This window comes from Paenibacillus sp. FSL K6-1318 (assembly GCF_037976905.1).
GTDB classification, from domain to species: Bacteria; Bacillota; Bacilli; order Paenibacillales; family Paenibacillaceae; genus Paenibacillus; species Paenibacillus amylolyticus_A.
This window is the reverse complement of the sequence record NZ_CP150270.1, coordinates 6,557,783-6,583,654: the sequence shown is the minus strand read 5'-3', so window position 1 is coordinate 6,583,654 and position 25,872 is coordinate 6,557,783. Positions and strand designations below refer to the sequence as shown.

Here is a 25,872-nt window from a genome sequence, read left to right as displayed (position 1 = left end):
CAACCCACCCTTGAAACGGGTATAGATGAAGTAAAGATGCCAATTTGGAGGGGAAGATGTGAGTATGCGCCAAGCCATGATCATTAGCAATCCATCGTCAGGTAAGGAAGAGGCCGAGCAGTATGTGTCCCAAGTCAGAGAAATTCTGGAGTCACAGCAGTATAAGGTGGTTGTTAACGAGACAGCCGGAGAAGGTGATGCGACCAACTACTGCCTGAACGCCTGCAAGGACGGCTGTGATCTGGTCATTTCCATCGGAGGCGATGGTACGCTGCATGAGACGATTAACGGCATGATGGATCAGGACCATCGTCCCCGACTGGGCGTCGTACCGCTGGGTACGGTGAATGATTTTGCACGTGCGCTGAATATCTCGCTTGACCCGGAAGAGGCCATTAGGCAGCTACGTTCGGATCAGACTCATATTGTGGACCTGGGGAAAATCAATGATCGTCTGTTTGCCAACGTTGTGGCTGCAGGGTCTTTGGCAGAAGCCCTGTTCTCCGTATCCTCGGAAGAGAAGTCGAAGCTCGGATCATTCGCATATCTGAAAGAGGGCTTGAAAGACCTGGTGAATACACCAGCTAATCAACTGACCATTGAATATGACGGCCAGATTTGGGAGGGAGAATCTCCTCTTTTTCTGGCGGCACTGACGAATTCGGTCGGAGGATTCGAGAAGTTGTCACCGGATGCTGCGGTGGACGATGGTCTGATTCATTGTTTTGTTGTTCGTAACATCAGTGTGTTCAACAGCCTGACCTTGGGCACTTCCCTGTTATTTGGCAGTCTGAAAGACCATAAAGATGTGGACTATTTTACGGCAAAAGAAGTTCATGTTCGCTCATCTGAAGCCATACGCACCAATGTAGATGGTGAAGAGGGCCCTGCCCTGCCGATTCACATCACTGTCCTGCCAAGGCATATTGAGGTTATCGTACCGGAAATCGTATAACTCACTCCTGTGTAATGATAGGCTGAGACTCAGAACCTATCATTTCTCCATATAAATGTAGGATAAATCTATTGAAACCGATTGCAGATTTGTGTCACAATCAAAGGTAAGATACACGATAATATTCGAATATGGAGGGAAAACATCTTGAGAACCATTAAATTGGGCAGCAGCGCACTAGAAGTACCTGTAGTGGCCGTGGGCTGCATGCGGATTAATTCACTAGACGGCAAGGAAGCCGAACATTTTGTTCGTTCTGCAATGGAGGTTGGCGCGAATTTCTTTGACCATGCCGACATATATGGTACAGGAACATGTGAGGAGATCTTCGCCGAAGCGGTGCAGATGAATCCCCAAGTTCGTGAAAATATGATTCTTCAATCCAAATGCGGTATCCGCAAAGGCATGTTTGATTTCTCCAAAGAGCACATTCTGAATTCGGTGGATGGTATCCTGCAACGTCTGAAAACGGAATATCTTGACGTTCTGCTTCTGCACCGTCCAGATGCTTTGGTGGAGCCAGAGGAAGTAGCTGAGGCCTTTGATCAATTGGAGCGCGAAGGCAAAGTGCGTCACTTCGGGGTGTCCAACCAGAATCCGAACCAGATCGAATTGTTGAAAAAATACGTGAAACAGCCACTGGTAGCCAACCAGTTGCAGATGAGCATTACCAATACCACGATGATTGACAGTGGAATCAACGTGAACATGGAGAACGACGCTGCGGTTAACCGTGACGGCAGTATCCTTGATTATTGTCGTCTGCATGATATCACGATTCAGCCATGGTCTCCGTTCCAGTACGGATTCTTCGAAGGTGTATTCCTGGGTAGTGACAAGTTCCCGGAATTGAATGCGAAGATCGACGAGATTGCTGCGAAGTATGACGTGAGCAATACGACGATTGCAATCGCGTGGTTGCTTCGTCACCCTGCACAAATGCAGCCAGTGACAGGCACGATGAATATTGAGCGTCTGCAAGACTGTGTGAAAGCGGGAGATGTTCATCTCACTCGTCCAGAGTGGTATGAAATTTACCGTGCGGCAGGCAATATCCTGCCTTAAATCCAAGTTATAGTGAGCATACTGACTACTGAGTCAGTTGAGAACACGAGCCCGTAGATGGCTCGTGTTTTTTGTCTGTTATCAGGTTTGATGTCGGGCGAGTATCCGATATAAAATAAGGATAGATACCTTTGTTATAATTAAAGGATTAAAATGGTAGTAATACAAATTAGTTGAATTTATTATATTGACCGCTACTTTCTAATTACATATAATTACTTTTGCATACCGATAATCCTGTTTATGGTTTTTATTTTGGAGGGTGGTGTTCGTTTGGAGCCGACAACCACGATACGCGATCATTTGGAAAGTTATCTGAAGCGTGAACAGATGTCCATTAGTCATTTTTCAGAGACATCAGGGATTAATTCGGGTACGCTGAGCAATATTTTGAATAAAAATCGGCCTATTGCCATGCAGCAGTTGGACCGCATCACTTCCGCCATGAGACTGGAAGAGGGTTACTTCTATGAGTTATACATAGATGAGTGTTTCGTGCACGCAACCCCGGACTGGCGAAGACTGGGACCCTTTCTTCAACGCTGTGCCGAGTTGGACAAGTTAAACTGTATTGAAGAGGTTATTCGTCTGATGATGGATAATCTATCCTATATTCCTTTGTTATTTGAAGTGGCTGAAGAATTCTACCAAGCGGGTAAATTCAAACCGGCCATTCTTCTATATGAAAACATCGCCGAGAGTGAGAAAATGCAACATTCCGAGCGGCTTGCACTCTGTCAATATCGACTGTTCAGGTTGGGACTGACGAATGACCAGCAACGGAATCTGATTATCGCAGCCCGGTTCGAATACTATGTGGATCGGCTGGATGAACGCTACCAGTTGGATGCGCTTAATGAACTGATTAATGCTTTTGCATCACTCCACAGATGGAGCAAAGTTCAGGAGCTATCTGAAAAGCTGAAAGTGAAAGCAGCCATCCATTATGAGATGAATGGCCGAAGGAAACAAGAAGAGACTAAACGACCTATCGTTTTTTATATTATGTATGCTTACTTAGCATCCGGAAGTGCCCATTTCCACTTGAACAACTATGAAATGGCATTGAAGTATGTTTCACTGTACACCGATTACAGTTGGGTGAAAGAACCTGAACCTGAGGAAAAATTGGTCATTCATCAATTTCAGGAATGGGCTGAGGGTAACCGTTATATATATCAATTAATGGCCGGACAGTTTGAGGTATTACCTGATTATCTTGTCTATATCTCGACGAAGGAAAATGAGATTTTCCCAGCACTTTGTGATATTGTAACGGCGGCTAACCGCTATGATATGAATATTGATCATGTACTTGAGCAGTATGAGTCTTACTTCACTTATCAGGAACAGAGCAATCGGATTGGGAAAGTAAGCAAGCAGGTTACCGATGATCGATACGTTCGTCTTTTAGCCGGATTAGGAACATATTATCTTAAAAAAGACAGGTTTGCAGAGGGATTAGATTTTGTCCTCCATAGCTTGAGATTTTCTATTGAAATTAGCGATGGACGAGGTATGCTTAGAGGTGTCGGATTGTTTGAACAATATAGGGACTATGCGTCTGACACAGCTATAAAGCAATACAAAATCTTGATTGGTGAGGTGCAGAAACTCAATGAAGAGAAAGCTGGCTTTGCTGATAGTTACATGTAGTATAGTGGTGAGTATCGTAGCCCCTGTTACTGGACCTGCCCCGACTGTGGGAAGTCCAGACCCTTCAATCTACCGAACGAATGATCACGGTTTAGGGACATAAGCCTGAACCACTGGACGCTTCTGATTTATTTCAGAGGCGTTCTTTTTGTGTATTGAAGTGGAAGAATAAGTATGTCGTATCTTACACGCGCTTTTGATTGGCATAATACACTAAAATATGACAAAAAGGAGGGATACTATGGATCGCCTGGATTTGATATCAAGGATTGAAGATGCCAGACAGTTGTTATATCGCATGCATATGGAGTACGGCAGTCTGCTTCATCCTGAAGTGATCCAGCAATCCGTAGTCCTGGACGGTCTGATTAATCAATACAACAGAGCCAACGTAGGGAAAATGATAAATTAGGTTCGCCTATTTACATTTGCGTTTTTGTATACTATAGTTAGTTACATGAGTAACTAACCGACTAACTAATTAATGAATACGTATGAAAGTTGGAAGCACATGAAATCGACTTTGGATGAATCTCAGCCTATTTTTCATCAGATTGCCACGATGATTATGGACGATATTGTGGAGGGCAGATTGAAGGTGGAAGAACAGGTTCCCTCAACCAACGAGCTGTCACGCTTCTACAATATCAATCCGGCTACAGCCCGCAAAGGACTGCAGGAGCTCGTGGACAAGGGGATTATATACAAACAGCGAGGTGTTGGAATGTTTGTTGCGAAGGGAGCAAGAGAAGCATTGCTTGTGGAACGGAAGCAGGATTTTTATGAAGAATACATCAAGCCTTTACTGGAAGAAGCCAGACGGATTCACATGAATGAAGACATGATTATTGATCTGATTCGCGGCAAGAAGGATAAGGAGAGTGACTTATGATTCATATGGAGCAGGTTAACTACAGCTACCAGAAGACGCCCGTTCTGAACCAGGTTACGCTACATGAGAGTGAGCCGATCATTAGTGCGATCTGGGGAAGAAATGGAGCGGGGAAAACAACACTGATGAGTTTACTTGCAGGGCATAACCGCCCGGACAGTGGAACCGTCCAGATCATGGGTCAAGACCCCTATAATAATCTGGCTGCCCAAGAGCATCTGTGCTACATCCAGGAGAATCATCCCCTGGGGAAAAACTGGACAGTTAGTGACATGGTTCAAATGGGGCAATATTTTCATCCGCATTGGAATCAGGATTTGGCAGAACGTTTAATCAATGTGTTCGAACTACCGGAGAAGAAGAAGATCATTAAATTTTCCAAAGGCATGAAGACTGCCACCCAGATTATATTGGGTCTTGCCAGTAATGCAAAGATAACAATTCTAGATGAACCTACCAATGGACTCGATGCGGAGAAGCGTAAATTCTTCTACAATGCGCTACTGGAAAGTTATGAAGATAACCCGCGTCTGATCCTGATATCCAGCCATCATATTGAGGAGATTCAGCCCTTATGTGAGTCCCTTATCGTTTTGCAAGCCGGAGAGGTGATGTTAAATCAACCGATGGAAGAGATGCGCGAAAAAGGAGTTCTTCTAACAGGGAGAATTGACGATATTAACCGAGTTACAGCAGGTGTTAAAGTTATCGAGTCTTCCCAGATGGGATCGACTGTAAAAGTGATGATTGATGAGCCTTACTCGAAAATGTGGAAGGATATCGCTCATTCGCAGGGGCTTTCCATTGAGAAAGCGACATTACAAGATTATTTGGTTAACAGGACCCGTAATCAAGAGGGGGTTAAACCATGAACGCAGTAAAAGGTACGAATCGACTGATTCGCGATGATATGCGTTTGTATCTGGGCATTTTTTCATCCATCGCTCTGATGCTCGCCGTTGTATATCTGGCCATTGGCTTCATATTTGATGTCTCGTATGCTACGCAACTGTTTGGTCCCATGTACGGAGGGATATGTACGTTTGCAATCGGGGGAATTATTACACTGTTTCCGGTTGCGATTGGAATGGGCAGTACACGAATTCAATTCATGAAATCCTTCTATATGAATTCGGTATGGATGGTTGCGGGCACCATGATCATTCTGCATGTGGCGTACTTCCTCATACACCTGCTTCAGGAAAAAGGAATTGTTGACGTAACCCTTTATCAACCGGGCATGTTGTATTCAAGCGAATATCATTTCTTATCCTACCTGTGGATCGATCTGATGTGTGGCTTTCTCGTACTGGGAATCTCTGTCTTCCCAACGGTTTGTTGGATGCGATTGGGGATGCGTAACTTCTTCATTATGTTCTTTGGGGTGGGGCTAATTATCACTCTGATCGTTGTCTTCGCAGATTTTGGGGAGTGGATGAAGTGGTTTGCAAGTGTGAATAAGTTGACGCTGTTCACCGTTCTGGGATGCATTGGTGGTGCACTACTTCTGTCGACGTACCCGATGATGAAGAACGCGCCGCTTACCATGAAATCCAAAAAAGACTGACAGGAAACGGTTATAAAAGAACCTATATAAGTTGAACTAATCATTTACACGATAACGGAGGAATGAGACTCCACTGTAATCAGAAAAACACGAGGTGTGAACACGCCTCGTGTTTTTGGTATCATCCTAAATCGCTGAATATACCTTCAACAATCTTTGTGCAATCCAAGTTAAATGTGTATGCCCGTTAAGCCTGAGCCTGTGGTTTGAAGCCTTCCTCTTTTAGATACTCGCCAGCTTCGCTACGCGTCTCGAAAGCCATATCGAGATTAACACCGGAATACACGTACCACATGTCATCTTCATATTTTAAAGTAAGCTGATGTCCATCTTCATCCACCCATATTCCGCCACCCGTAGAGGTTGTAGCCAATGTAGGGACAGTAGTTTTTACTTGTTCTGGCTCCTCGAATTCAACTGCGTTGGGATTGTGAGACATCGCTTGGATTGTTTCATCTAACAATGTGCGCAGATCTGCTTCGGAGTAATCACGAATATTGACGAATCCTTTGGCATCGGTCTCAACGTTGGGCAGTAACCCTGCATAGATATACCCGTTACCGTTAGGATGGATATGGAGAGCAACAATCTTTTTATCATACGCACTTTCTTCGTAGTGGAAATTAACACGACCGAGAGAAACATCTTTGCGTTGCAGTTGGGGATACGATTGTAGCACTTCAAGCTTTTGTTCCACGTTAAGCATAATTGCCTCCTGTAAATGTTCAATAGAGGTGATTATAACATGCCCTCCAGTTAATTTCCCGATAAAATACTTCTCCCCAGTTCTTTCAGATGTTCCATAGCTTGCAGATAAGGATAAGGTCCATAGCTTACGCGTGCTACACCCAATGCAGCAAGTTGTTTGGGTGAAGGTTCAGAAGACGTAACCATGACGTTAATTGGCAGCGGCGAACGCTCACACAAGTCTTGAATCAGTTGGTGATCCTGCAAACCGGGTACGAACAGACCGCTGGCTCCTGCCTCTGCATAATGGTTCGAACGTATAAGTGCTTCCTCTAGGAGAGATGGGTTATGGTGTTCAGGTGCGTGTTGTAGAAAAATATCTGTGCGGGCGTTAATGAACAACGGTATCCCTGCTTGCTCCGCAGCTTTCCGGGCGGCGGACAGCCTCGGGCATTGCTCCTCCACAGTGTACAATCCCAAGCCAGCGGGGAGTTGATCTTCAATGTTGACTCCTACAGCACCATGATCGATGACTTGCAGGATATTTTGCTTCACTTCTGACACCAACCTCCCATACCCTCCCTCTATATCGATCGTTACAGGCAGATCCACGCTCCCTGTAATCCGTGCGAGATTGGCAAGTACCAGATGGAATGGCATGGCTTCACCATCTTGCTCACCATGGGACGCAGCAACGGACCAGCTTCCGGTTGCAACAGCCGTTGCTCCAACCGACTGCATGGCTTGTGCGCTTCCAGCATCCCACACATTGACCAGAACAAGTGGTTTTCCTTTCACATGGTATTGTTGGAACAACGCAGCTTTTTCTTCTAAGGTACTCATATTATGTGGACTCTCCTTTGTTATATCATGCATTCGTTTTGACTTTTGATGCGTACTCCATTACTTCATTCCGTTTTTCAGCTACCCTGTACCTGTTTCTCGTGAGTCAAAAGCCAGTTTTTGCGAGTTAATCCCCCGCCGTATCCGCCCAGTTCACCACTGGCATTGATTACTCGGTGACATGGGATCACAATCGCAAGCTGATTGGCCCCATTGGCCTGTGCCACGGCTCGACACGCAGTTGGTTTCCCCAGTGCATTCGCAATATGCTGATACGACCTTGTCTCCCCTGCCGGAATGGCTATGAGCTCGTCCCACACACGTTTTTGAAATGGTGTTCCTAAACAGAACAACGGTGTGTCGAATGCTGTCCTTTCGCCCTGAAAATACTCGTTTAGTTCAAGCTCAATAGACTGTATGGGAGCCGTAGTACCAGGAACAATAGCTGATTTGGTTCGTTTGCGCAGACGCTCAACCTCGCGCTCCAAGCCTCTTCGGTCCACAAATTCCAGTAAATATAGAGCATCGTCATCTGCAATGGCCATCATCGGGCCAAGGCGGGTGTCAATCCAAGACGCTTTCAGGATATGTCCTTCATCGACTTGTGTAGGGGCGGCACCCATGATCCGTGAAAAGGCATCGCGGAAGCCGCTGCTTGACTCATATCCGGTAGATAATTGGCTATCGATCACGGTGCGGCCGGAGCGAATGTTTTTCAGGGCGAGTCCCATGCGGCGGGCACGGGCATATTCGACAAAGGTCATGCCGAAACGCTTCTTGAACTGTCGGCGCGCCGTGGATTCATCGATGGAGAGGGCCTTGAAATCCTGTTCTTTCCAGCGTTTCTCCGGTTGTTTCTCAACAGCTTCCACCAAGATGCGAACGACATCCGATACTTGATTGGGATGAGATAACGGGCGACAGCGCTGGCAAGGGCGATACGAGGCCAGAAGGGCCTGCTGAGCCGTCTCATAGAACTCACAGTTTTCGAATTTAGGCTTCCGCGCCGGGCATGTGGGACGACAGAACACACCTGTGGTTCGGACCCCAACATAGAATAAACCTTCGTATTCCGAATCCTTGGCTACAAGCGCCTCGTAATATTGTTCTTTCAGATCATCAGAAATCATGGGGGCACGTCCTTACCTCGTTAGAATCTTAATCTTTTTCCCATTATAGAAAAGTGTTACAGCAAGCATCGCCGAAAATCAGGCATGAATATTCGATATGTTGAATCTGATTGGAGAAGGAATTCGTTTTGTTCAGAATTTGTTTAGAGTGAACTGGTAATATAGACCTATCCAAGTAGAGGAATTTAGGCAAAGATGCCTATTTGGTAAAAAAGATGATTATTGACGGTTCATTGTTATAGGAAAAATACATAGGTAAGCATGAAAAACTAAAAACTAAAGATTAGCGGAATGAAAGTTTGGAGGTCGACAAGAATGAGATATTCCACGTACAAAAGTATTTATGAACCCGTTTATACAAAAACGTCCGAGTCTCGCACCATGTATGTCAAAAAGCAATTCATGCAGCGTGTAAAGATGCCAACCTGGCTTTCGAAGATGATCATCATAGCCCTAATTATAATCATAGGATGCAGTGCTGTATTCACCGTATTTGCTGGGGATGAGCAGTTGTTATCAGGGGACCAGGTCGTTGTATCTCAGGGAGATACGCTGTGGAGTATTTCTTTGGCGCATAAACCTCAACAGATGGATACGCGTGTATATATAGAAGCGGTCAAAAAAGTAAATGAACTGGAGCACAACTCCATTCGAATTGGACAAGTTTTAATCTTACCAGGGTTCGATCGATAAAATAAACGGTGCATGACGTCATTAACAGAGTTCTTTGTTTATCCATCGAGGTACATTCGCATACTGAATTTATTAATCATTTACATATAATGGAGCTTCATGAGGGACGATATGGTGTAGTGATTAGTAAGTGGTGTGCTATATAAGTTGAACTAAAGAATATTTACACTGACACTACGATGACAGAATAACCTTCCAATCGCTGTTATCCCCAGATTTTTTGATTCCCTTTTCTTAAAGGGAAAATCCGGGGATAAAGGCGAACGCTTCGCTTTTTCAGGTTTTTTCTGTCCTCTCCGTTATCGTGTAAATGATTAGTTCAACTGATATAGATATATGTGCTGTAGATAGATGAAGGGAGAACTAGATGATGAAAATAAATATAAAGAAATCTGCACTTTGCATGTCTGTGCTCTGTATTTCGCTATTCGTCAGTGCCTGTGGTGCTAAAAATAATAACGAATCCGTTCAGGAGCATGCCTATCCGCAGTCGAAGCAACCCATAGAGGAAGCTGGAGAAAGCTCTGTTCCCAATGCGGATGCAAAGAATAACAATGACCAAGGCAGTGCCGGTGGTGAAGAGGGAAAGCCTACGGCGCAATCGGAATCCACTGAACCGTCGGAGCAGATTGATATCGTCATCGACCAATCGGAGAAACCGATGGAGGGCAATAGCTTTGATTTTGGAATTAAACAGGTTCCGAAGGGTTATGCATTAACAGAGATGAGATGGACGTCTAACACGGTGACGATTGTAAATTCGCTACAGGAAGCCATTGAGCATGGTGGAAATGGTGAAGAGGGGTTTTACTTTAGCGGCAATGGACAATTCTCCGGATTTATCTATTCGGATGAGATGAAGGGCGAACGCGGTAAAGCCACGTTTGTGTTCACGAATGATGAGGGGAACGAAATCATGTCCGAAAAAGAAATTACGTTGAAGTAACAGGCATATCATTAACGCTCCGTCTGGAGCCTGATGAACAGGAAAAGCAGCCAATTGGGCTGCTTTTTTTGACATCCATGATTACAAGATTGCCGATCTATCTGTCGCTACATAAAGTCAAAGAAATAGCGGACCACGTGGAACATAACCGGAGAGGTGTAAGTCAGGCTGTCGACCCGGCTTAGGTAGCTTTTTTTGAGCGAATCGAACTTGTTATCATCCCCGATTAATAGGTCGCGCTTCAGTACGGACACCGTTAGACTGCCGAAGAATCCAGCTAAACTGATCAGCACCCCGATGAACAGCGAGAATTTCCAATCAAATGGTGTCAGGTAAGGGTGGATGAAGTAGGACGTTGCTGTCGTTACAATAAATGCACACGCGAACCCTTCCCAGGTGACAAAAGGATTGGCGGTGGGCACCACTTTTCGTTTGCCCAGATAGAGAGAGACCAGATAGTGCACCACATCGTTAAGCTGTGTTAACACGACGAGGAACAACACCAGCTTGGACCCGTACTCCGGTGTAGCGAATGGGAAATAGGCCAGGTGGCTCAGCCCGAATACCATCAGCATCAATCCCCATTGTGTGGAGCTGACACTGCGCAGGAAACCGACCGTACCTTTATTGATCAGGCGTGGCAAGGGAAGTACCAGAAACACATATAGTGGAATAAACACGATAAACATGCCATACCATCCAATATAGATCCAGTAGAACTGAACCGGAATCGCCAGATACGCCCACAGGAACAGCCTGCGGTCGGCTTTGCGCGTACTGCGAATCATGGAGAAGTATTCTTTGAGTGAGAAGAATGCAAGCACCATGAGCGAGATTAGGGACACGATGGGGTTAAAAAGGGTGGCGAGGCAGAAGATTACGAACATGCCCCACCAAGTTTTAATTTTTTGGCCGATGCCCGAATAGTCTTTGGTTGGCTGAAGCTTTGCAATAACTTTGTACACGATATGTATCACAAGTAAAGCTGTGAAGATTAGCGTTAGTGTAAAGAGTGAACTGCTCACGTACCGATCACCTGCTTATTCAAAGTAAGATTCCATTATAGGGTACCTATGTTATTATGAAGGAATAGTGCCAACTTGATAAGGGGAAATTTTGCTATGACAGATGAACGCTCCATCTATATCTTGCTTACGAATACAGGAACGCTGTTTACCAAGGTTATTCAGAGCTATACCCGAGCGCCATATAATCACGCATCGATCTCATTTGACCGGGAGTTAACCGAGCTGTACAGCTTCGGTCGCAAGCATCCGAGCAATCCGCTGAACGGTGGGTTTGTAAAGGAAGATATTCAGACAGGTACATACAGCAAGTATCCCAACACAACATGTGTGATCTATGAGCTTCAGGTGACGGATCGTGAAGTGGAAAAGATGAAACGCGTGCTGCACATCTTCATCCGCAGCCGCCAGAAATATATGTACAATCTGCTCGGCGTGATTGGCATTACGCTCAAGGAGCCGGTGGAGTTCAGCAACTCCTACTTCTGTTCACAATTTGTAGCCGAGATTCTGCAGCGTTCAGGCATCAAGCTATGGAACAAGCTGCCGGCGTTGGTGACCCCCGATGATTTTCGCCAGAGTGAACGATTGCAACTGGTCTATGAAGGGAAGCTAAGCGAGTATACGCTGGGGAATGCAGAGCAGGAATAGGGTAGGTGTGTGTGCTGATGCTTGCCTAGGAAATCGAACCATAAAACAGCCTGCTGCCACGGATGTCGAGACAGCAGGCTGTTTGTGTACTTCATATAGATGATGGTGAGGATGGGGATCGATCGAAATTAACCTCTTCGAGGAATTCGATCACTTCACCATTCGGACTGTGGACGAGCGCATTTCTAACCCGCAGTGCAGGTTCGCCAAGCGATATCCAATCCGGTTCAACGTAGGTCTTGGCTCCATATGCGAGCGCTCGCTGATAGATGTCTTCTACATCATGCACGTAAAAGGCGAAATGTAATAGTGCGCCGTGCCGGACCTCTTCAGGAGAGGTGGCAGGTTCACCCTCCGCAGGAATGACGGCTTTCGGGTCAAATACCTCAATGCAGGTACGTTGATCCGGAGAGATCAACATACATGCCTCGGTAATGTGGAAAGAAGGCAAACTCCAGGAGTGACCGACCTTGAATCCCAATACTTTTGTGTAAAACGCCAGGGTATCTTTATAATTTCGGGCCTGAATAGCCACATGTGCAAGTCCTATAACACTCACATTCATCGCTCCCTCTTCAGATTGTATTCTAAAGTATAGGGACAATATCGCGTTGGAACCATATGATATCAAAGGATATAATGAGATAACATCTATAATTTATTAGTTTATTTAGACAGAATACCTTATTAAATAAGGCGACGACTCGGAGGACTTACCAATGGAACACATGATAGATGAGATTGATCAGCAGATTATGCGCTTGCTGCAACATCATGCACGTATGCCCATTGCACAGATTAGCAAAGAAATTAACATGTCCCAGCCTTCGGTAAAGGAAAGAATCCTGAAACTGGAGGAGAGAGGTGTGATATCGGGATATTCGACGATCTACAATCTAGCTCAATTGAACCGTGGCATCACAACATTTATTTTGCTCAAAACAGAGCATTGCGACGACTTGGTCCAGTTCTGTGAACAGGCCATCGAAGTCACGGACGTCTATCGGATTAGCGGTGAATATAACTATTTGATCAAGGTACAGACGGCGTCCATCGAAGAATTGGCCAAGTTCCAGGATTCACTGGTGAAGCTGGGACCCTCCAAATCCCATATCAGCATGAAAAACATCATGGAAAACCGTGTTCTCCTCTAGGGTGATGAATTTCGTTGTGCATATGCACAATGAATTTCGTCCTTTCATCAATATTTATTCTGGCCTCCAGCAACTATAATGAAAGCGTGTTCAACAAGTGCATGGGGGGCAATTGACAATGGAACCATTAACAATTAGCTGGATCGGCGCGCTGGCAGGACTGGCTATTGCCATCATTTTGATTTTGAGAAAGCTGAACCCGGTCTATTCTTTATTTCTGGGTGCAATTGTAGGCGCTTTAATTGGCGGCGCTAACCTGGAAGAGACCGTAAATATACTGGTAGATGGCACACAAAGTGTCATGGGGACCGTACTCCGCGTACTGGCTGCCGGGGTGCTTGCGGGTGTGATGATGGAGTCGGGAGCGGCGGAGACGATAGCGCAGGCGATTGTACGTAAATTTGGCGGAAGCAAAGCCATTCTGGCGCTAGCACTGGCCACGATGATTATTACCGCCGTTGGGGTATTTATCCCGGTAGCTGTACTGATCGTTGCACCGATTGCCCTGTCTGTAGGTAATAAAATGGGCATATCCAAATTGGCATTGCTGCTAGCCTTATCCGGTGGGGGCAAGGCGGGGAACATTATCTCCCCGAATCCCAATACCATTGCAGCAGCGCGAGGATTCGATCTGGATCTGAGCAATGTTATGCTGGCAGGCGTAATTCCAGCGATCTGCGGGTTGATTGTAACTGTAATTGTAGCTTCAATGCTCAAAAACAAAGGGGTTATGGTCTCCGATCAGGAAGCGGAGCAGGGCGATGTAGATACATCGAAGTATCCACCACTTGGAAAAGCCATTGTTGCCCCATTGGTTGCGATCATTCTGTTGATGATCAATCCAATCGGCTCTATTGCGGGTATTGAAGCATTGTCTAATTTTAAAGTGGATGCGATGTACATTCTTCCAATAGCAGGGATCATCGGTATGCTGGCTATGGGACAAGGTAGAAACATCGTGAAATACTCAACCGCAGGATTAAATAAAATGACAGCAACCGTGCTCATTCTGGTAGGTGCCGGAGGAATCGCAGGACTCATCTCTGCTTCAGATCTGTCAGGTCAGGTGGTGGGTCTGATTGAAGCATCCGGAATATCCGGTACTTTCCTCGCACCGATTGCGGGGATTCTGATGGCGGCAGCAACGGCTTCGACGTCGACAGGAGTTATTTTGGCAACAGGCTCTTTCGGTGACGCCATTCTGAACATGGGCACAGCGCCCCTCGCAGCTGCCGTGATGGTGCACACGGGGGCAACCGTTATCGATTCCTTGCCTCAGGGCAATTACTTCCACGTGTCGGCTGACAGCATGAAGATGACGATTCGTCAGCGGATGGGCGTTATTCCATATGAGGCGATTGTGGGTGGCACGATGGCTATTGTTGCGACGTTACTGTACGGATTTATTCTTTAATTCCTTAATCTAACGGATGGAGTGAGAGAGATGAGAGAAACTGAAGAGACTAGAGAGAAGACATTTGTTCTGGCACCGGACTCGTTTAAAGAAAGCATGACAGCGAAAGAAGTATGTATTGCGATGGAAAAAGGATTGCGTAAAATATATCCGACGGCAGGTTATATTCATGTACCCATGGCCGATGGTGGGGAAGGGACGGTACAGTCCCTTGTGGATGCTTCCGGTGGTTCCCTTCATCAGCAAGAGGTGAGCGGACCATTAGGTCAGACGGTGACTGCCCAGTATGGCATTCTGGGTGACGGAACAACGGCGGCCATCGAGATGGCATCGGCCAGTGGCATACATCTGGTAACCAAAGAAACCCGAGATCCGCTACGGACGACAACCTATGGAACAGGAGAGTTGATTCGAGCGTGTCTGGACCTTGGCATACGCAAAATCATCATCGGCATAGGTGGCAGTGCGACTAACGATGGTGGTGCCGGTATGGCTGAAGCGCTTGGCGTGAAATTTTTGGATGCACAGGGTCAGCCGCTTGCGCGGGGTGGTGGGGCTTTGGATCAACTGGCCCAGATTGATGTGTCGGGTCTGGATGGGCGTTTGCAGGAAGTGGAGTTCATTGTGGCCTGTGATGTGACCAATCCGCTCTGTGGGGAGCATGGTGCATCAAGGGTGTTTGGGCCGCAAAAAGGGGCTACCCCAGAGATAGTTGAGCAGCTGGATGCGAACCTGTCCCATTATGCAGATGTCGTAAAGCAGCAGCTGCACAAAGATATCCGTGATATACCCGGTGCCGGAGCGGCTGGCGGATTGGGTGCGGGACTCTTGATTTTTACACAAGCTGTACTACGTAAAGGCATTGAAATTGTCATTGAATACACTGAGTTGCGTGAAAAATTGATTGTTGCAGATGTGGTATTTACGGGCGAAGGCGGCATCGACTTTCAAACGAAATTCGGCAAGACCCCCTATGGCGTTGCTCGGGCAGCCAAGGAAGCGGGTAAACCTGTAATTGCTATTGCAGGCTACGTGGGCGAAGGGATCGACACCCTGTACGGGGAAGGCATTGATGCCGTATTTGGTATTGTGCCTGGGGCAGCAGATCTGGAGCGACTATTGCGAGAAGGCCCGGAGAATGTGGAGCGTACAACAGAGAATATTGCCAGGGTGCTGAAACTGGGTCTACTATCTTATAGATCGAAATGATCCTGTTCGTCTACATCTTGTACCCGTGAGTGGTATGATTCGAATTATGCAAAATGCTGAGGTCAGTAACAATCCGGATCGTACAAGGCGGTACAAGGTCGTAAAGGGCCGTACGGGGGCTTATTGGACCGAGTAGTGACAAAGACGGGATACGGATATGCCTGAGATCAGGTGATCTGTGTCTCGTCTTTTTGCTATGCTCGAAGCTGTTCTGACGCTACTGATAGAACGCGAGTAATCCGTGAGTAAGCTCGATGAGTTCGAGCCAATTACGCGGGTCTTTGCCCGTCAGGGTCTGTATACGTTTGAGTCGATATTGAAGGGTATTGCGATGAATATTGAGATGGTCCGCTGTTGTGGTCATGCTGCCGTTATGATGGATAAAACTGCGCAACGTATCCAGCAGGTCGGCTGTATCCTCAAGTTTGCTGACGATGTTGGCATGCGGTGTTAGATCAGCTGCACTGAATCGTACCAGAAAGGGTACATCCTCATACCGAATGATCGGTGAGTCTGGTTGAAGTGCCAGCAGCATGTTCATCACAGACCGGGCCTGTTCATAACCGGTGGCGATGTTCGCTTCTTTTCGGCTGACCGCGATGAATGCTTCGGGTGTGACCTGTCTCAAACGCTGGATCAACGGATCAACGTCTGCTTCATTCTGGATCAGGATGATCTGCCTATCGCCATTACCTTCAACAGAGAATGAAGGAACTTGGAGCAATATTCGGTTGATCTCGGTGTCAGCGGCCATGGATTTCATGGGGAATTGGACATATAGAAGAACGGTTGGCAATTGCAGATCAATCCGGTATTGCAGGGCTTCCTTTTTGACCTTTTGTGAGTAGGAACCAGATTGGTTCAGCAATCGTTCGATAAAGGCTTTTTGACGTGAAGCTTCATGGGCCATACTTTCCAATTGATTACGCTGTTCAATCAGGAGAGATACGGTGGTGCGCACGATGTTGCAGAAAGGCCGAACTTCATCCGGATGACCGGATATGCCAATGACTCCGACATGTTGCTGATTGATTAGAATCGGCTCGTTGGTGCCCATTTTCTCAAGTATGCCATCCTGCCAGACTTCTATCATGCTTCCTGTCGTCAACGCCCGGACAGCTCCCTGATGAACTGTGCCCACACGTTCCTTCTGCCCGCTCCCCATAATAATGCCGTGCTCATTCATAATGTTGATGTTGTATGGAATGTCCTGCATCATTTTATCGACAATATCCTGTGCCTGTTTTTCCGAAAGCTGCAACAACGAAGCCCCTCCCCTTCCATCTCATCTTGTTAAATGCGCATTTTCTCTGATGATCATTCCGCCCGATATCCATATTGTGCATATGAACGAAATTATAGAGGAATGGTAAGGCTTACACAAGCAGGACAGTTCAGATTAAAGGTGTGTTTCGCTCGTGTTACCCTTGTCCGTTATGGCACCTTGTGTGCTGTTTAGGTAGTTCAGATGTGCTTTGCCCCAGCCACACATGCCGTCCAATAACGTACCGATCGTCTGGCCGTGTTCAGACAAGCTGTACTCTACCCTCGGTGGAACATCCCCATAAAGCGTGCGCACAATAATTCGATCCTGCTCCAGCTCGCGCAGTTGTTTCGTTAACGTGCCCTGGGCTACATCAGGAATCATGCGCCGTAGTTCACCAAATCGTTTCGTACCTTCCTTCAATAAAATAAACAAGATAAGTGGTTTCCATTTCCCATTAATGGTCTCCAACGTTGTCAGTACTCCTTGTAACCTTGGTTCTTGTAAATCCATAGTAATCACCTCGTTTTATACGTCTATATGTATCTTCATCATAACGGATTTTTGCGATCATTGCTCGGTCACTTCTGTTAAAAGAAGAGAAGAAACCGTCGTGATCCGGTCCCAATAGTACGAATATTCGTACTAGGTACGATGTAAATGCGTACTTTTCAACGTTCTTCATTTCATGAATAATGAACTCATCGTGAGCGCACAGCACTTATATAACCGGAGATGAGAGGATGATCATAGATGAGTCACTATACATTGGAGAATAAACGAGTCGTTGTTATTGGAGGGAGCTCAGGCATCGGACTGGCTACGGCAATCCAGGCAGCAGAAGCGGGTGCGGATGTAATTATAGCAGGCAGATCAGCGTCCAGACTGGAGGAAGCGAGGGAACAGGTTGCGAAGGTTGGGGGTAAAGGCGAGCATGGAGAAGCGGTGGTCGAAGTTCATATATTGGACAATCAGGATGAACAGCAACTCGAAGCATTTTTTGCTCGGATCGGAACCTTCGATCATCTGTTCACGCCCGGTGCTGCCTACACCCGGGGACCACTGACTTCGGATCGGGAGACGGCAGAGAGCTGTTTCAAAGGCAAGTTCTGGCCTCAATACTTTGCGGCTAAGTACGCTGCACCGCATCTTTCGGCTTCCGGCTCGATCACGTTAATGTCTGGTGGATTCAGCCAGCGTCCGCTAGATGGCGGTGCTTCCTATGCTGCATGTAACGGTGCAATTGAGAGTCTGGGTAAAGCACTCGCGGTGGAATTAGCACCGGTTCGTGTGAATGTCGTATCCCCCGGGACCATCTGGCGGGAAGGGCAAGAAGGCACGCCGCGCGGCGATCATTTTAAAGATTATGAGAAGCTGTCCCTGCTCAAGCGGGTTGGCTACAATGAAGAAATTGCACATACCGTTACATATCTGATGACGAATACGTTCACGACGGGCAGTACGTTGTATGTGGATGGCGGGTACACCTTGATTTAAGAGCTGAAGTTATATAGGTCTTAAATAATACTTTTTCAAAAATAAAATGATGAATTATGGCGAAAAAAGTTGAGATCTATCCTGTTTTTTTACTACAGGGTGGATCTTTTCCCTTTTATTTGCTCCGATGTTCAGAATCCGTTCAGAGTTGTGTACTACAATAGGCCTATCTTAGAGAAGCGAGATTAGGGAGGAAAGAGAAATATGCAGTATAGAAAAATAGTAAGCATGTTGCTTATTTTGGTGTTGGTAGCTCCATGGCTGGCACCGGCAGGAAAGGTTAGTGCAGGAGCATCATATCCGGTACCCGGAGATAGTGGCCTAATAACGATAAAAATACTTAGTGAAACTTCAATTGAATTAAATTGGAAAGAAGCTAGTGGAGATTCCAGCTTAAAGTATCAAGTATATCTCTCTAAAAAACCCGATATTTCAGATGTAAATTCTATCAGTACTTCATCAGGTACTCCTTATGGTGTTTTGATTAACAATGAGGATATTCCTGAATCTGGTACATTCTCTCAAGTGGTCACGGATTTGAAAGTGAACCAAACATATTACTTTAATGTAGTCGTACAAGATCAGTACCCTTTGAAAGTTGCATATCAAATGCAGAAATTATCTACACCATTGAGTGAGTTGAATGAGGCTGTCGCTGATAGAAAGGCGGATAAAGTCATATCTATTCTTCAAGACACAGATCTGCTCGCTCAGCCTGAATTGTTTGGTGTGCTGGGAAGTCTGGAACAAGAGGCAATCGCTGCTATGCTAGTTCAATTGTCTTCAGGAACAGGATCTTACAATAAAGATCAGGTTCAATTTATTGTAGATGCGAGTATGAAGGCCCTACGAGCATATAGAGAAGCAGATGTGCGCGATATGATTCCTTCATTAAGAGAGTTTTACACTCAACTCGTACAGGAAGGCATCAATCTATTCTCTCAAGAGGATTTTCAAACATTTCGGCAGGCTGCCGAGATTTTTCTAAATGCTTCTGAAGCTGATCAGCACTTAATGGCTTATCTCGCAAAATTTAGTCAGGTTAAATCAAATAATGATAGCAGTGTAGGTCTTCTGTTGATGGTGCCTATACAGTTTCCTTTGATTAACAAAGGGGAAACAGCTAATGAAATCGCAATGACTATAATGTTCTACTCCATGATTCAGATGGAATCAGATTCTTATATTGCTGCTAATCCAGAAACATCGCTTCATAAGTTTCCACTCGAGTTGGAAAAATTAGCTGAACTGTCCGATGAAAATGAGCATCAGCAATTTATACAATGGATGCTAAATGAACGACCTGATGGAGGATATCCAAAAGTTAAGGATATTCAAAAGACAATGGACTTGTTCTTTGCTCCCCCAGCGCCTAAAGTGACTGCTGATGATACAGCTAATGTTGTTATCGGTGCAGATGAAACGATGGAGTACTCCAAAGATAATGGGGAGACTTGGAATAAATTCACCGATACAGATCGATTTGAGGGCAACCAAATAATTGTGGTTCGTGTAAGAGCCAAAGGCAACACACCGGCATGGAAATGGACAACACTTACGTTTACATCCAATACGCCAACACCTAACCCGGGTGGAAACACAGGTGGCGGTGGATCGTCCACGACCACACCAGTAACATCTACACCTGCACCAACTACGAAACAGGAACAGATCGTGGTTGACGTTAATGGGGCAAACGGCACCAACCTGACCAAGACACCAATCACCCGTACAACCGAAACCAACGGCACGATCAAAGATCTGGTGAAAATGACCGAAGCCATCGCCAAGGAATCGGTGGCAAAAGCAAAACAATTAAACATGAATACCGCACGTATTGTCATCCCAGACACCAAAGATACTGTGTCCGAGACACGTATTGAACTGCCTAAGGCAGCGGTGAAAGAATTGAATGATGGTTCACTCAAGCTAGAGATTTCCACTGAAAATGTAGTGATCTCCGTTCCGACGAATTCCATCGCTGGATTCGATCAAGATTTGTACTTCCGTGTGGTTCCACTGAAAAAGGAATCCGAGCGCAAAGAAGTTGAAGAGCGTGCGAAGAAAGAGCAATTGATTCAACAGGTTGCTCCGAATACGAATGTTCGCGTATTGGCTCGTCCGGTAGAGATTGACACGAATATGCAGAGCCGCGAAGTGACACTCACGTTGCCACTGCGTGATAGTCTACCAACTGATCCGGCTGCTCGTCAGCAGGCATTGGACAACTTGGCAATTTATATCGAACACAGTGACGGCACAAAAGAATTGATTCAAGGCAAATTGGTGAAACTCGCGGATAACAGCGAAGGTATCGAATTTACCGTAACCAAATTCAGTACGTTCACCCTTGTGGTTGTGGATGGACTGAAGGCTTCACAAGGTACACACCAACCGTACATCCAAGGTTTTGGTGCAGATTTCCGCCCAGAAGCATTCGTAACACGTGCCCAAATGGCAGCCATGCTGGCTCGTAATCTTTCGAATGAAGCGGCAGCAGCAGGTTCCACCAATAGTGTTAGCTACAAGGATGTCTCTGCAACACACTGGGCAACTAGTGAGATTCAAAAGGCTCAATCTGCTGGCATCATGAACGGCATGAGCAACACTCAATTTGCACCGGAAGGTTCGATTACCCGTGCTCAAATGGCGACGATTGCATACCGCTGGATGCAGAAGCAGCAAGCAAACACAGCAACGACGACAGGTACAGCAGTGTCCTTCACAGACGTATCCGCAGACCTGTGGGCAGCAGATGCAATTGCTTACGTACAATCTGCGGGTCTAATGGTTGGTTACAACGATGGTACATTTAAACCAGACAGCAAGCTGACGCGTGCGGAAGCCGTGAAAGTACTGAATGTATTGTTTAACCGTACACCACTAACTGGTGCCGTTACGCCAACGTTCGGTGATGTACCAGCAACACACTGGGCATATGCAGATATTGAAGCTGCAGCGCAAAAGTAATATTTTTAAAAGAAGAAAAAGGGGTCAATACGGCAGTAGCATATGGGAAAAGAGAACCCCTAATAATGGATAGGATATGACAGTATAATAGATAGAATAAAAAAAGAGCTGTTCCAAAAGCCATACATTGGCTAGGGACAGCTCCTTTTTGCGTTTAGTATGAGTCAACAAACGAATCATAGCGGCGTTATTCCACCATGCAGTGCACTAGTCTTTGTTAGGTGAGTGTTCAGCATTCTCGTAAAATTTACCGTCCCGCAATTGATCCACGAATCCTTGAAGCCAGACGTAATACTGCTCCGCATGTTGGAGTTTGTGCAGATCACGTAGTGCATCATCTCGATCTTCGGAAGAGGTATGTTCCGAAAGGATCATGGCCGACAGGTCAGGAATAACCTCACGAATGCCTTCCAACATGACATCCACTTCCCGTTGGAGCTTGGCCCCAAAGAAATTCTGAAATGTACGATAAAAGTCGGTCTCAGCAAGATACTGATCCTGACGGTCCTTCTTTTCTTCAAGTTTATAGATCATCTGTGACTCCGTAAGCGAACGAACCGCATAGCTCATGTTGCTCTTGCTCATATTCATCGAGGTCTTCATCTCTTCAAGTGTCATCGGTCGATCTTCAAAATACATGATGCCGTATAATTTGCCAAACGTATGATTAACTCCATACAGATCCATCGTATTGGCGATTGCCTCAATGACTCTCTCTCTCAGCGCATGCCGATCAGGTAACGAAGAATGATTCGGGTTCCCGGCAGTTTCTTTTCCCACAATGTCACCTCTGGTTTATGATAGCGTTCCCACTAGCTGCCTCATATTTTACATGACTTGCTCCAATTTTAACATAACCCGGAATTAGAATTTTCAATACGAGTGTACAATCAATTTTGTACAGAAGAAATATAAAGCTTATTATACTCAAAAATTCCCAATCATTAAAGAAAAATTGGACAGTAAGGAGTGGGGGATTTGCGTTTAAAACTATGGAGGGAGTCTGAAGCGGTTCTATTCACGCTGCCAGCTCTAATCCCATTGCTGATCTTCTGGCTGGGACCTCTGGGATATATCGTGTATCTCAGTTTCACCGATTGGGACTTCATGAGCCCGGACAAGTTGTTCGTTGGATTGGACAATTACAGTTACCTGCTGACGAACTCCGAATTCTATCGGTCACTGAAAGTCACCTTGTTATTCGGACTGGGGAGTGTAATTCCAACCATTGTGGGCGGATTGGCACTTGCGATGCTCATGAATAGCAAAATCAAATCATCCGGCATCTTCCGGACGTTACTCTTCTCACCTTGGGTTACCCCGACAGTTGCGGTGTCCATTGCGTGGTCCTGGATCTTCGAGCCCGAAGTGGGACTCGCTAATCTCATGCTGGGCTGGGCTGGTGTATCTCCGATCGGCTGGTTGCGTGACGCGGACTGGGCACTGGTTGCCGTTCTGATCGTTACTCTCTGGAAGTCGATTGGGTGGGCGATGGTATTTTATCTGGTTGCACTACGAAATCTACCATCCGATCTACTCGAAGCAGCCTCGATCGATGGGGCAAACGGTTGGGACAAGTTCAGAAGTATCACACTGCCACTGATCTCACCAACGACGTTTTTTCTCTCGATTATTCTTACAATCCAGTCCTTGCAAGCCTATGACCAGATTAATGTCATGACGCAGGGCGGACCGGCGGGATCAACAAGAACGTTGCTGTACATGTATTACCAGTCTGCGTTCGAATCCTTTAACGTAGGTGAAGCTTCGTCCATCGCCGTAGTGATTATTCTGATTTGCGTGTTGCTGTCGGGAGTATCCTTCCTGCTTGGCAGACGTCTGGTGCACTACTAATGACAATGATATTGCCCAACAAAAAGTCTAAACGGATGAAGCGCAAGGAGTTGCAGAACGTGTCACAACCGAATTTTAAAATAAGTAAATTGATCCGCTACCTTCTGTTAGCCGTTATCGCGCTGGGTACAGCCTTTCCCTTCTATTGGATGGTCATTAGCGGGTTCAAAACCAATGATGAGATCTGGCAGTTCCCGCCGACCTTCTGGCCGGAGACGTTCCTGTGGAGCAACTATGTGGACGCATGGAATGCGGCACCATTTGCCCGTTACATTCTGAACAGTACCGGGGTAGCATTAGCCATCTGTCTATTTCAGATCGTCAATTCCAGTATGATGGCGTACGCTCTGACACATATGAAATTCCGTCTCAAAGGTGTACTGACATCCCTGATTCTGGTGGGTTATATGATACCGAGTACAGCCGTATATCTGCCTAGTTACCTGGTGCTTAGCGAACTTAACTTGCTAGATTCCTACACAGGCTTGATTGTATCCAACTGCGTCAGCGTGTTCTCGATCTTCCTGATCCGGCAGGCGTTCATGCAGGTATCTCATGAATTGGTGGAAGCCGGACAGCTGGACGGTGCATCACACTTCCGGATTCTCTGGACGATTATCACGCCGCTTGTTCGCTCAAGCTTCGCCGTGATGGTTCTGATTACGTTCATTGAACAGTACAACAACTATTTCTGGCCTATGCTCATCACCAAAGACCCTGACCTGCAGCTGGTATCGGCTGGTCTGCGCAGCTTCTTTGTAGAAGGCGGGGCATATGGATTGGCTTGGCCACAGATTATGGCTGCGAGTGCCTTCACTATCGCACCACTACTTATTCTCTTCCTGTTCACCCAGAAGACCATTATGCAGAGCGTGAATATCACGGCTGGTGTGAACAAGAACTGATATGCACTACCATTCACCTAAAACGGGAGGAACGACAATGAATTGGAGTCAGGCAAGCATGACATGGAAAAAGAGATTGAGGTTGAACTGGAAGGGTGGCATGTCGCTGGTACTGGCGACCAGCTTTGCGCTACTGACGGCTTGTGGAACACAAGCACCCGCAGAATCAAGCACGACGGCTGCTGCCAGTGGAACCGAAGCTCAGGCGAAAGATCCGGTGGAGATTGAATTCTGGTATGGTCTGGGCGGTAATCTGGGCGATAACATGAAAAAAACGATTGATGCGTTCAACGCCTCCCAGGACGAAGTCGTTGTGAAGGGAATTGTACAAGCAGATTACACGGAGACGGAACAGAAGCTGCAAGCAGCGATTGCTTCCAAGAAGGTTCCGGCCGCTGTACTGAGTGCTAACATAGACTGGGCGCGCAAAGGATACTATGCACCGATGGATGAGATGATCGCGGCGGACCCGAATTTTAAGAAAGACGATTTCATTCAAACGTTCCTGAACCAAGGGGAAGTGGACGGAAAGCAATACTTCCTACCTATGTATGGAACAACCCAAATCATGTATTACCGTATGGATACGTTAAAAGAGAACGGAATCGATCCAGCGAGTCTGACGACATGGGAAGCGTTGGCTGAAGCAGCAGCGAAGATGAGCAAACAAGAGAATGGCAAGACAACGTTCTCTGGCTGGCAACCGATGTGGGGTAAAGATAACATGATTGATGCCGTATTGGGTAAGGGCGGTCAGATTCTTAGCGATGATGGCAAAACCGTCATGATTGACTCCCCAGAGTGGATTGAGACATGGGACCTGTTCCGTAAATGGATTAACGAAGACAAAATCATGGGCATCGAGTATGGTGGTCAAGGTTGGGAATATTGGTACAAAACAATTGATAATGTGATGAAAAACAAAGCAGCAGGTTACACCGGATCTAGTGGTGACCAAGGTGACTTGGACTTTAGCGTAGTCGCTGCGATGCAACAACCAGGTTGGGAAGGCATTGGTGAAGGTAAACCGGTAGCGAATGCCATTTTGGCAGGTATTCCGGCAGCAGCGAGTCCAGAGCAACAACAAGCTGCTTATAAATGGTTTACGTATTTCTCTGAGACGTCCAACACAGCTTCATGGTCTATGAATACCGGATATATTGCAGTGCGTCAATCGGCTCAACAAGATCCAGAGTTCATGAAATTCAGTGAGGAAAATCCACAGATCACCGTACCACTGCAACAAGCAGCTCACGCTTCGGCTCCATTCCAGGATCCAACGGGTGGCAAAATCAACGATGCATTGAAAGATGCAGCTGATAAAGTACAGATCAATAATATACCAGCTGAACAGGCGCTGAAGGAAGCGAAAGAGAAAGCGCAGAAAGAACTGGATCGTGTAACGAAATAACGATATCGATAAACTGCTTCCACGTGCTTCGGTCGAGAAGCAGCTCGAATAACAAGCAAACGTATTGCTATAAGTAACTCATGC

Annotated in this window: 26 protein-coding genes; 18 read left to right on the top strand and 8 right to left on the bottom strand. The window is 46.2% G+C overall.

From position 1 onward, the window contains the following. The first annotated feature begins 64 nt into the window (after nucleotides 1-64). The 7 genes from NYE45_RS29495 to NYE45_RS29465 all read left to right on the top strand — a co-directional run bounded on the left by NYE45_RS29495 (nucleotide 65) and on the right by NYE45_RS29465 (nucleotide 6,135). Complete coding sequence (locus NYE45_RS29495) at nucleotides 65-955, top strand: diacylglycerol kinase family protein (RefSeq protein ID WP_340017453.1); 891 nt, start codon at nucleotides 65-67, stop codon at nucleotides 953-955. Between the two features lie 147 nt (nucleotides 956-1,102). Next, nucleotides 1,103-2,020, top strand: a complete 918-nt coding sequence (locus tag NYE45_RS29490; RefSeq protein ID WP_076213731.1) for an aldo/keto reductase family oxidoreductase — start codon at nucleotides 1,103-1,105, stop codon at nucleotides 2,018-2,020. A 273-nt stretch (nucleotides 2,021-2,293) separates the two neighbouring features. Continuing rightward, the gene (locus NYE45_RS29485) at nucleotides 2,294-3,676 is read left to right on the top strand and encodes a transcriptional regulator (protein ID WP_340015017.1); all 1,383 of its coding nucleotides are present in this window, start codon (nucleotides 2,294-2,296) and stop codon (nucleotides 3,674-3,676) included. 241 nt (nucleotides 3,677-3,917) lie between these two features. After that, a complete protein-coding gene (locus NYE45_RS29480; protein WP_340015016.1) occupies nucleotides 3,918-4,088 on the top strand; it encodes an aspartyl-phosphate phosphatase Spo0E family protein in 171 nt (56 codons plus the stop codon). 99 nt (nucleotides 4,089-4,187) lie between these two features. Next, the gene (locus NYE45_RS29475) at nucleotides 4,188-4,568 is read left to right on the top strand and encodes a GntR family transcriptional regulator (protein ID WP_062837083.1); all 381 of its coding nucleotides are present in this window, start codon (nucleotides 4,188-4,190) and stop codon (nucleotides 4,566-4,568) included. Further along, nucleotides 4,565-5,440, top strand: coding sequence for an ABC transporter ATP-binding protein (locus tag NYE45_RS29470; RefSeq protein ID WP_340015015.1), 876 nt, complete (start codon nucleotides 4,565-4,567; stop codon nucleotides 5,438-5,440). Before NYE45_RS29475 ends, NYE45_RS29470 begins: the two co-directional genes overlap by 4 nt. Further along, nucleotides 5,437-6,135 (top strand): hypothetical protein, encoded by a 699-nt coding sequence (locus NYE45_RS29465; protein WP_340015014.1) that lies wholly within the window; start codon nucleotides 5,437-5,439, stop codon nucleotides 6,133-6,135. The genes NYE45_RS29470 and NYE45_RS29465 overlap by 4 nt, the downstream gene beginning before the upstream one ends. Before the next feature lie 187 nt (nucleotides 6,136-6,322). Here the strand turns inward: NYE45_RS29465 and NYE45_RS29460 are convergent, their stop codons facing one another. The 3 genes from NYE45_RS29460 to NYE45_RS29450 form a co-directional block, all read right to left on the bottom strand. Then, the gene (locus NYE45_RS29460; RefSeq protein ID WP_340015013.1) at nucleotides 6,323-6,841 is read right to left on the bottom strand and encodes a hypothetical protein; all 519 of its coding nucleotides are present in this window, start codon (nucleotides 6,839-6,841) and stop codon (nucleotides 6,323-6,325) included. Nucleotides 6,842-6,891: 50 nt separating this feature from the next. Further along, nucleotides 6,892-7,665 (bottom strand): isocitrate lyase/phosphoenolpyruvate mutase family protein, encoded by a 774-nt coding sequence (locus NYE45_RS29455; RefSeq protein ID WP_340015012.1) that lies wholly within the window; start codon nucleotides 7,663-7,665, stop codon nucleotides 6,892-6,894. A gap of 77 nt (nucleotides 7,666-7,742) precedes the next feature. Continuing rightward, nucleotides 7,743-8,795, bottom strand: a complete 1,053-nt coding sequence (locus tag NYE45_RS29450) for a trifunctional transcriptional activator/DNA repair protein Ada/methylated-DNA--[protein]-cysteine S-methyltransferase (protein WP_340015011.1) — start codon at nucleotides 8,793-8,795, stop codon at nucleotides 7,743-7,745. 315 nt (nucleotides 8,796-9,110) lie between these two features. Between NYE45_RS29450 and NYE45_RS29445 the strand changes: the two genes are divergently transcribed. Next, entirely contained in the window at nucleotides 9,111-9,488 is a 378-nt protein-coding gene (locus tag NYE45_RS29445; protein WP_340015010.1) for a LysM peptidoglycan-binding domain-containing protein, read from the top strand. 370 nt (nucleotides 9,489-9,858) lie between these two features. Further along, complete coding sequence (locus NYE45_RS29440; RefSeq protein WP_340015009.1) at nucleotides 9,859-10,434, top strand: hypothetical protein; 576 nt, start codon at nucleotides 9,859-9,861, stop codon at nucleotides 10,432-10,434. 107 nt (nucleotides 10,435-10,541) lie between these two features. Here NYE45_RS29440 and NYE45_RS29435 read toward each other — a convergent pair whose 3' ends face one another. Further along, nucleotides 10,542-11,459 carry a phosphatidate cytidylyltransferase gene (locus NYE45_RS29435; RefSeq protein ID WP_062836631.1) on the bottom strand — a complete coding sequence of 306 codons (918 nt, stop codon included), beginning with the start codon at nucleotides 11,457-11,459 and terminating at the stop codon, nucleotides 10,542-10,544. A 96-nt stretch (nucleotides 11,460-11,555) separates the two neighbouring features. Here NYE45_RS29435 and NYE45_RS29430 point away from each other — a divergent pair, with 96 nt between their 5' ends. Then, the gene (locus NYE45_RS29430) at nucleotides 11,556-12,110 is read left to right on the top strand and encodes a hypothetical protein (RefSeq protein ID WP_062836632.1); all 555 of its coding nucleotides are present in this window, start codon (nucleotides 11,556-11,558) and stop codon (nucleotides 12,108-12,110) included. A 91-nt stretch (nucleotides 12,111-12,201) separates the two neighbouring features. On the opposite strand, the gene NYE45_RS29425 is transcribed toward NYE45_RS29430, so the two are convergent. Continuing rightward, nucleotides 12,202-12,669 carry a VOC family protein gene (locus tag NYE45_RS29425; RefSeq protein WP_340015008.1) on the bottom strand — a complete coding sequence of 156 codons (468 nt, stop codon included), beginning with the start codon at nucleotides 12,667-12,669 and terminating at the stop codon, nucleotides 12,202-12,204. A gap of 160 nt (nucleotides 12,670-12,829) precedes the next feature. On the opposite strand from NYE45_RS29425, the gene NYE45_RS29420 reads away from it, so the two are divergent. The 3 genes from NYE45_RS29420 (at nucleotide 12,830) to NYE45_RS29410 (ending at nucleotide 15,887) form a co-directional block, all read left to right on the top strand. Further along, nucleotides 12,830-13,264, top strand: coding sequence for an Lrp/AsnC family transcriptional regulator (locus NYE45_RS29420; protein WP_340015007.1), 435 nt, complete (start codon nucleotides 12,830-12,832; stop codon nucleotides 13,262-13,264). A 118-nt stretch (nucleotides 13,265-13,382) separates the two neighbouring features. Next, nucleotides 13,383-14,678, top strand: coding sequence for an SLC13 family permease (locus tag NYE45_RS29415; protein ID WP_340015006.1), 1,296 nt, complete (start codon nucleotides 13,383-13,385; stop codon nucleotides 14,676-14,678). A 30-nt stretch (nucleotides 14,679-14,708) separates the two neighbouring features. Then, complete coding sequence (locus NYE45_RS29410; protein WP_340015005.1) at nucleotides 14,709-15,887, top strand: glycerate kinase; 1,179 nt, start codon at nucleotides 14,709-14,711, stop codon at nucleotides 15,885-15,887. Between the two features lie 217 nt (nucleotides 15,888-16,104). On the opposite strand, the gene NYE45_RS29405 is transcribed toward NYE45_RS29410, so the two are convergent. Next, nucleotides 16,105-17,151 carry a sugar diacid recognition domain-containing protein gene (locus NYE45_RS29405; protein WP_340015004.1) on the bottom strand — a complete coding sequence of 349 codons (1,047 nt, stop codon included), beginning with the start codon at nucleotides 17,149-17,151 and terminating at the stop codon, nucleotides 16,105-16,107. Between the two features lie 135 nt (nucleotides 17,152-17,286). Then, a complete protein-coding gene (locus NYE45_RS29400; protein WP_340015003.1) occupies nucleotides 17,287-17,664 on the bottom strand; it encodes a helix-turn-helix domain-containing protein in 378 nt (125 codons plus the stop codon). A gap of 240 nt (nucleotides 17,665-17,904) precedes the next feature. On the opposite strand from NYE45_RS29400, the gene NYE45_RS29395 reads away from it, so the two are divergent. Together NYE45_RS29395 and NYE45_RS29390 are read left to right on the top strand one after the other, a co-directional pair. Next, complete coding sequence (locus NYE45_RS29395) at nucleotides 17,905-18,648, top strand: SDR family oxidoreductase (protein ID WP_340015002.1); 744 nt, start codon at nucleotides 17,905-17,907, stop codon at nucleotides 18,646-18,648. Between the two features lie 204 nt (nucleotides 18,649-18,852). Then, nucleotides 18,853-21,618, top strand: coding sequence for a DUF4073 domain-containing protein (locus tag NYE45_RS29390; protein WP_340015001.1), 2,766 nt, complete (start codon nucleotides 18,853-18,855; stop codon nucleotides 21,616-21,618). A 207-nt stretch (nucleotides 21,619-21,825) separates the two neighbouring features. On the opposite strand, the gene NYE45_RS29385 is transcribed toward NYE45_RS29390, so the two are convergent. Then, nucleotides 21,826-22,398 (bottom strand): transcriptional regulator, encoded by a 573-nt coding sequence (locus tag NYE45_RS29385; RefSeq protein WP_340015000.1) that lies wholly within the window; start codon nucleotides 22,396-22,398, stop codon nucleotides 21,826-21,828. 198 nt (nucleotides 22,399-22,596) lie between these two features. Between NYE45_RS29385 and NYE45_RS29380 the strand changes: the two genes are divergently transcribed. Genes NYE45_RS29380 through NYE45_RS29370 form a run of 3 tightly spaced genes read left to right on the top strand, consistent with a single transcriptional unit; the run spans nucleotide 22,597 to nucleotide 25,788 of the window. Continuing rightward, nucleotides 22,597-23,472 (top strand): sugar ABC transporter permease, encoded by an 876-nt coding sequence (locus NYE45_RS29380; RefSeq protein WP_340014999.1) that lies wholly within the window; start codon nucleotides 22,597-22,599, stop codon nucleotides 23,470-23,472. Between the two features lie 59 nt (nucleotides 23,473-23,531). After that, complete coding sequence (locus NYE45_RS29375) at nucleotides 23,532-24,377, top strand: carbohydrate ABC transporter permease (RefSeq protein ID WP_235599520.1); 846 nt, start codon at nucleotides 23,532-23,534, stop codon at nucleotides 24,375-24,377. Between the two features lie 37 nt (nucleotides 24,378-24,414). Beyond that, nucleotides 24,415-25,788, top strand: coding sequence for an ABC transporter substrate-binding protein (locus NYE45_RS29370; protein WP_340014998.1), 1,374 nt, complete (start codon nucleotides 24,415-24,417; stop codon nucleotides 25,786-25,788). Nucleotides 25,789-25,872 lie beyond the last annotated feature (84 nt).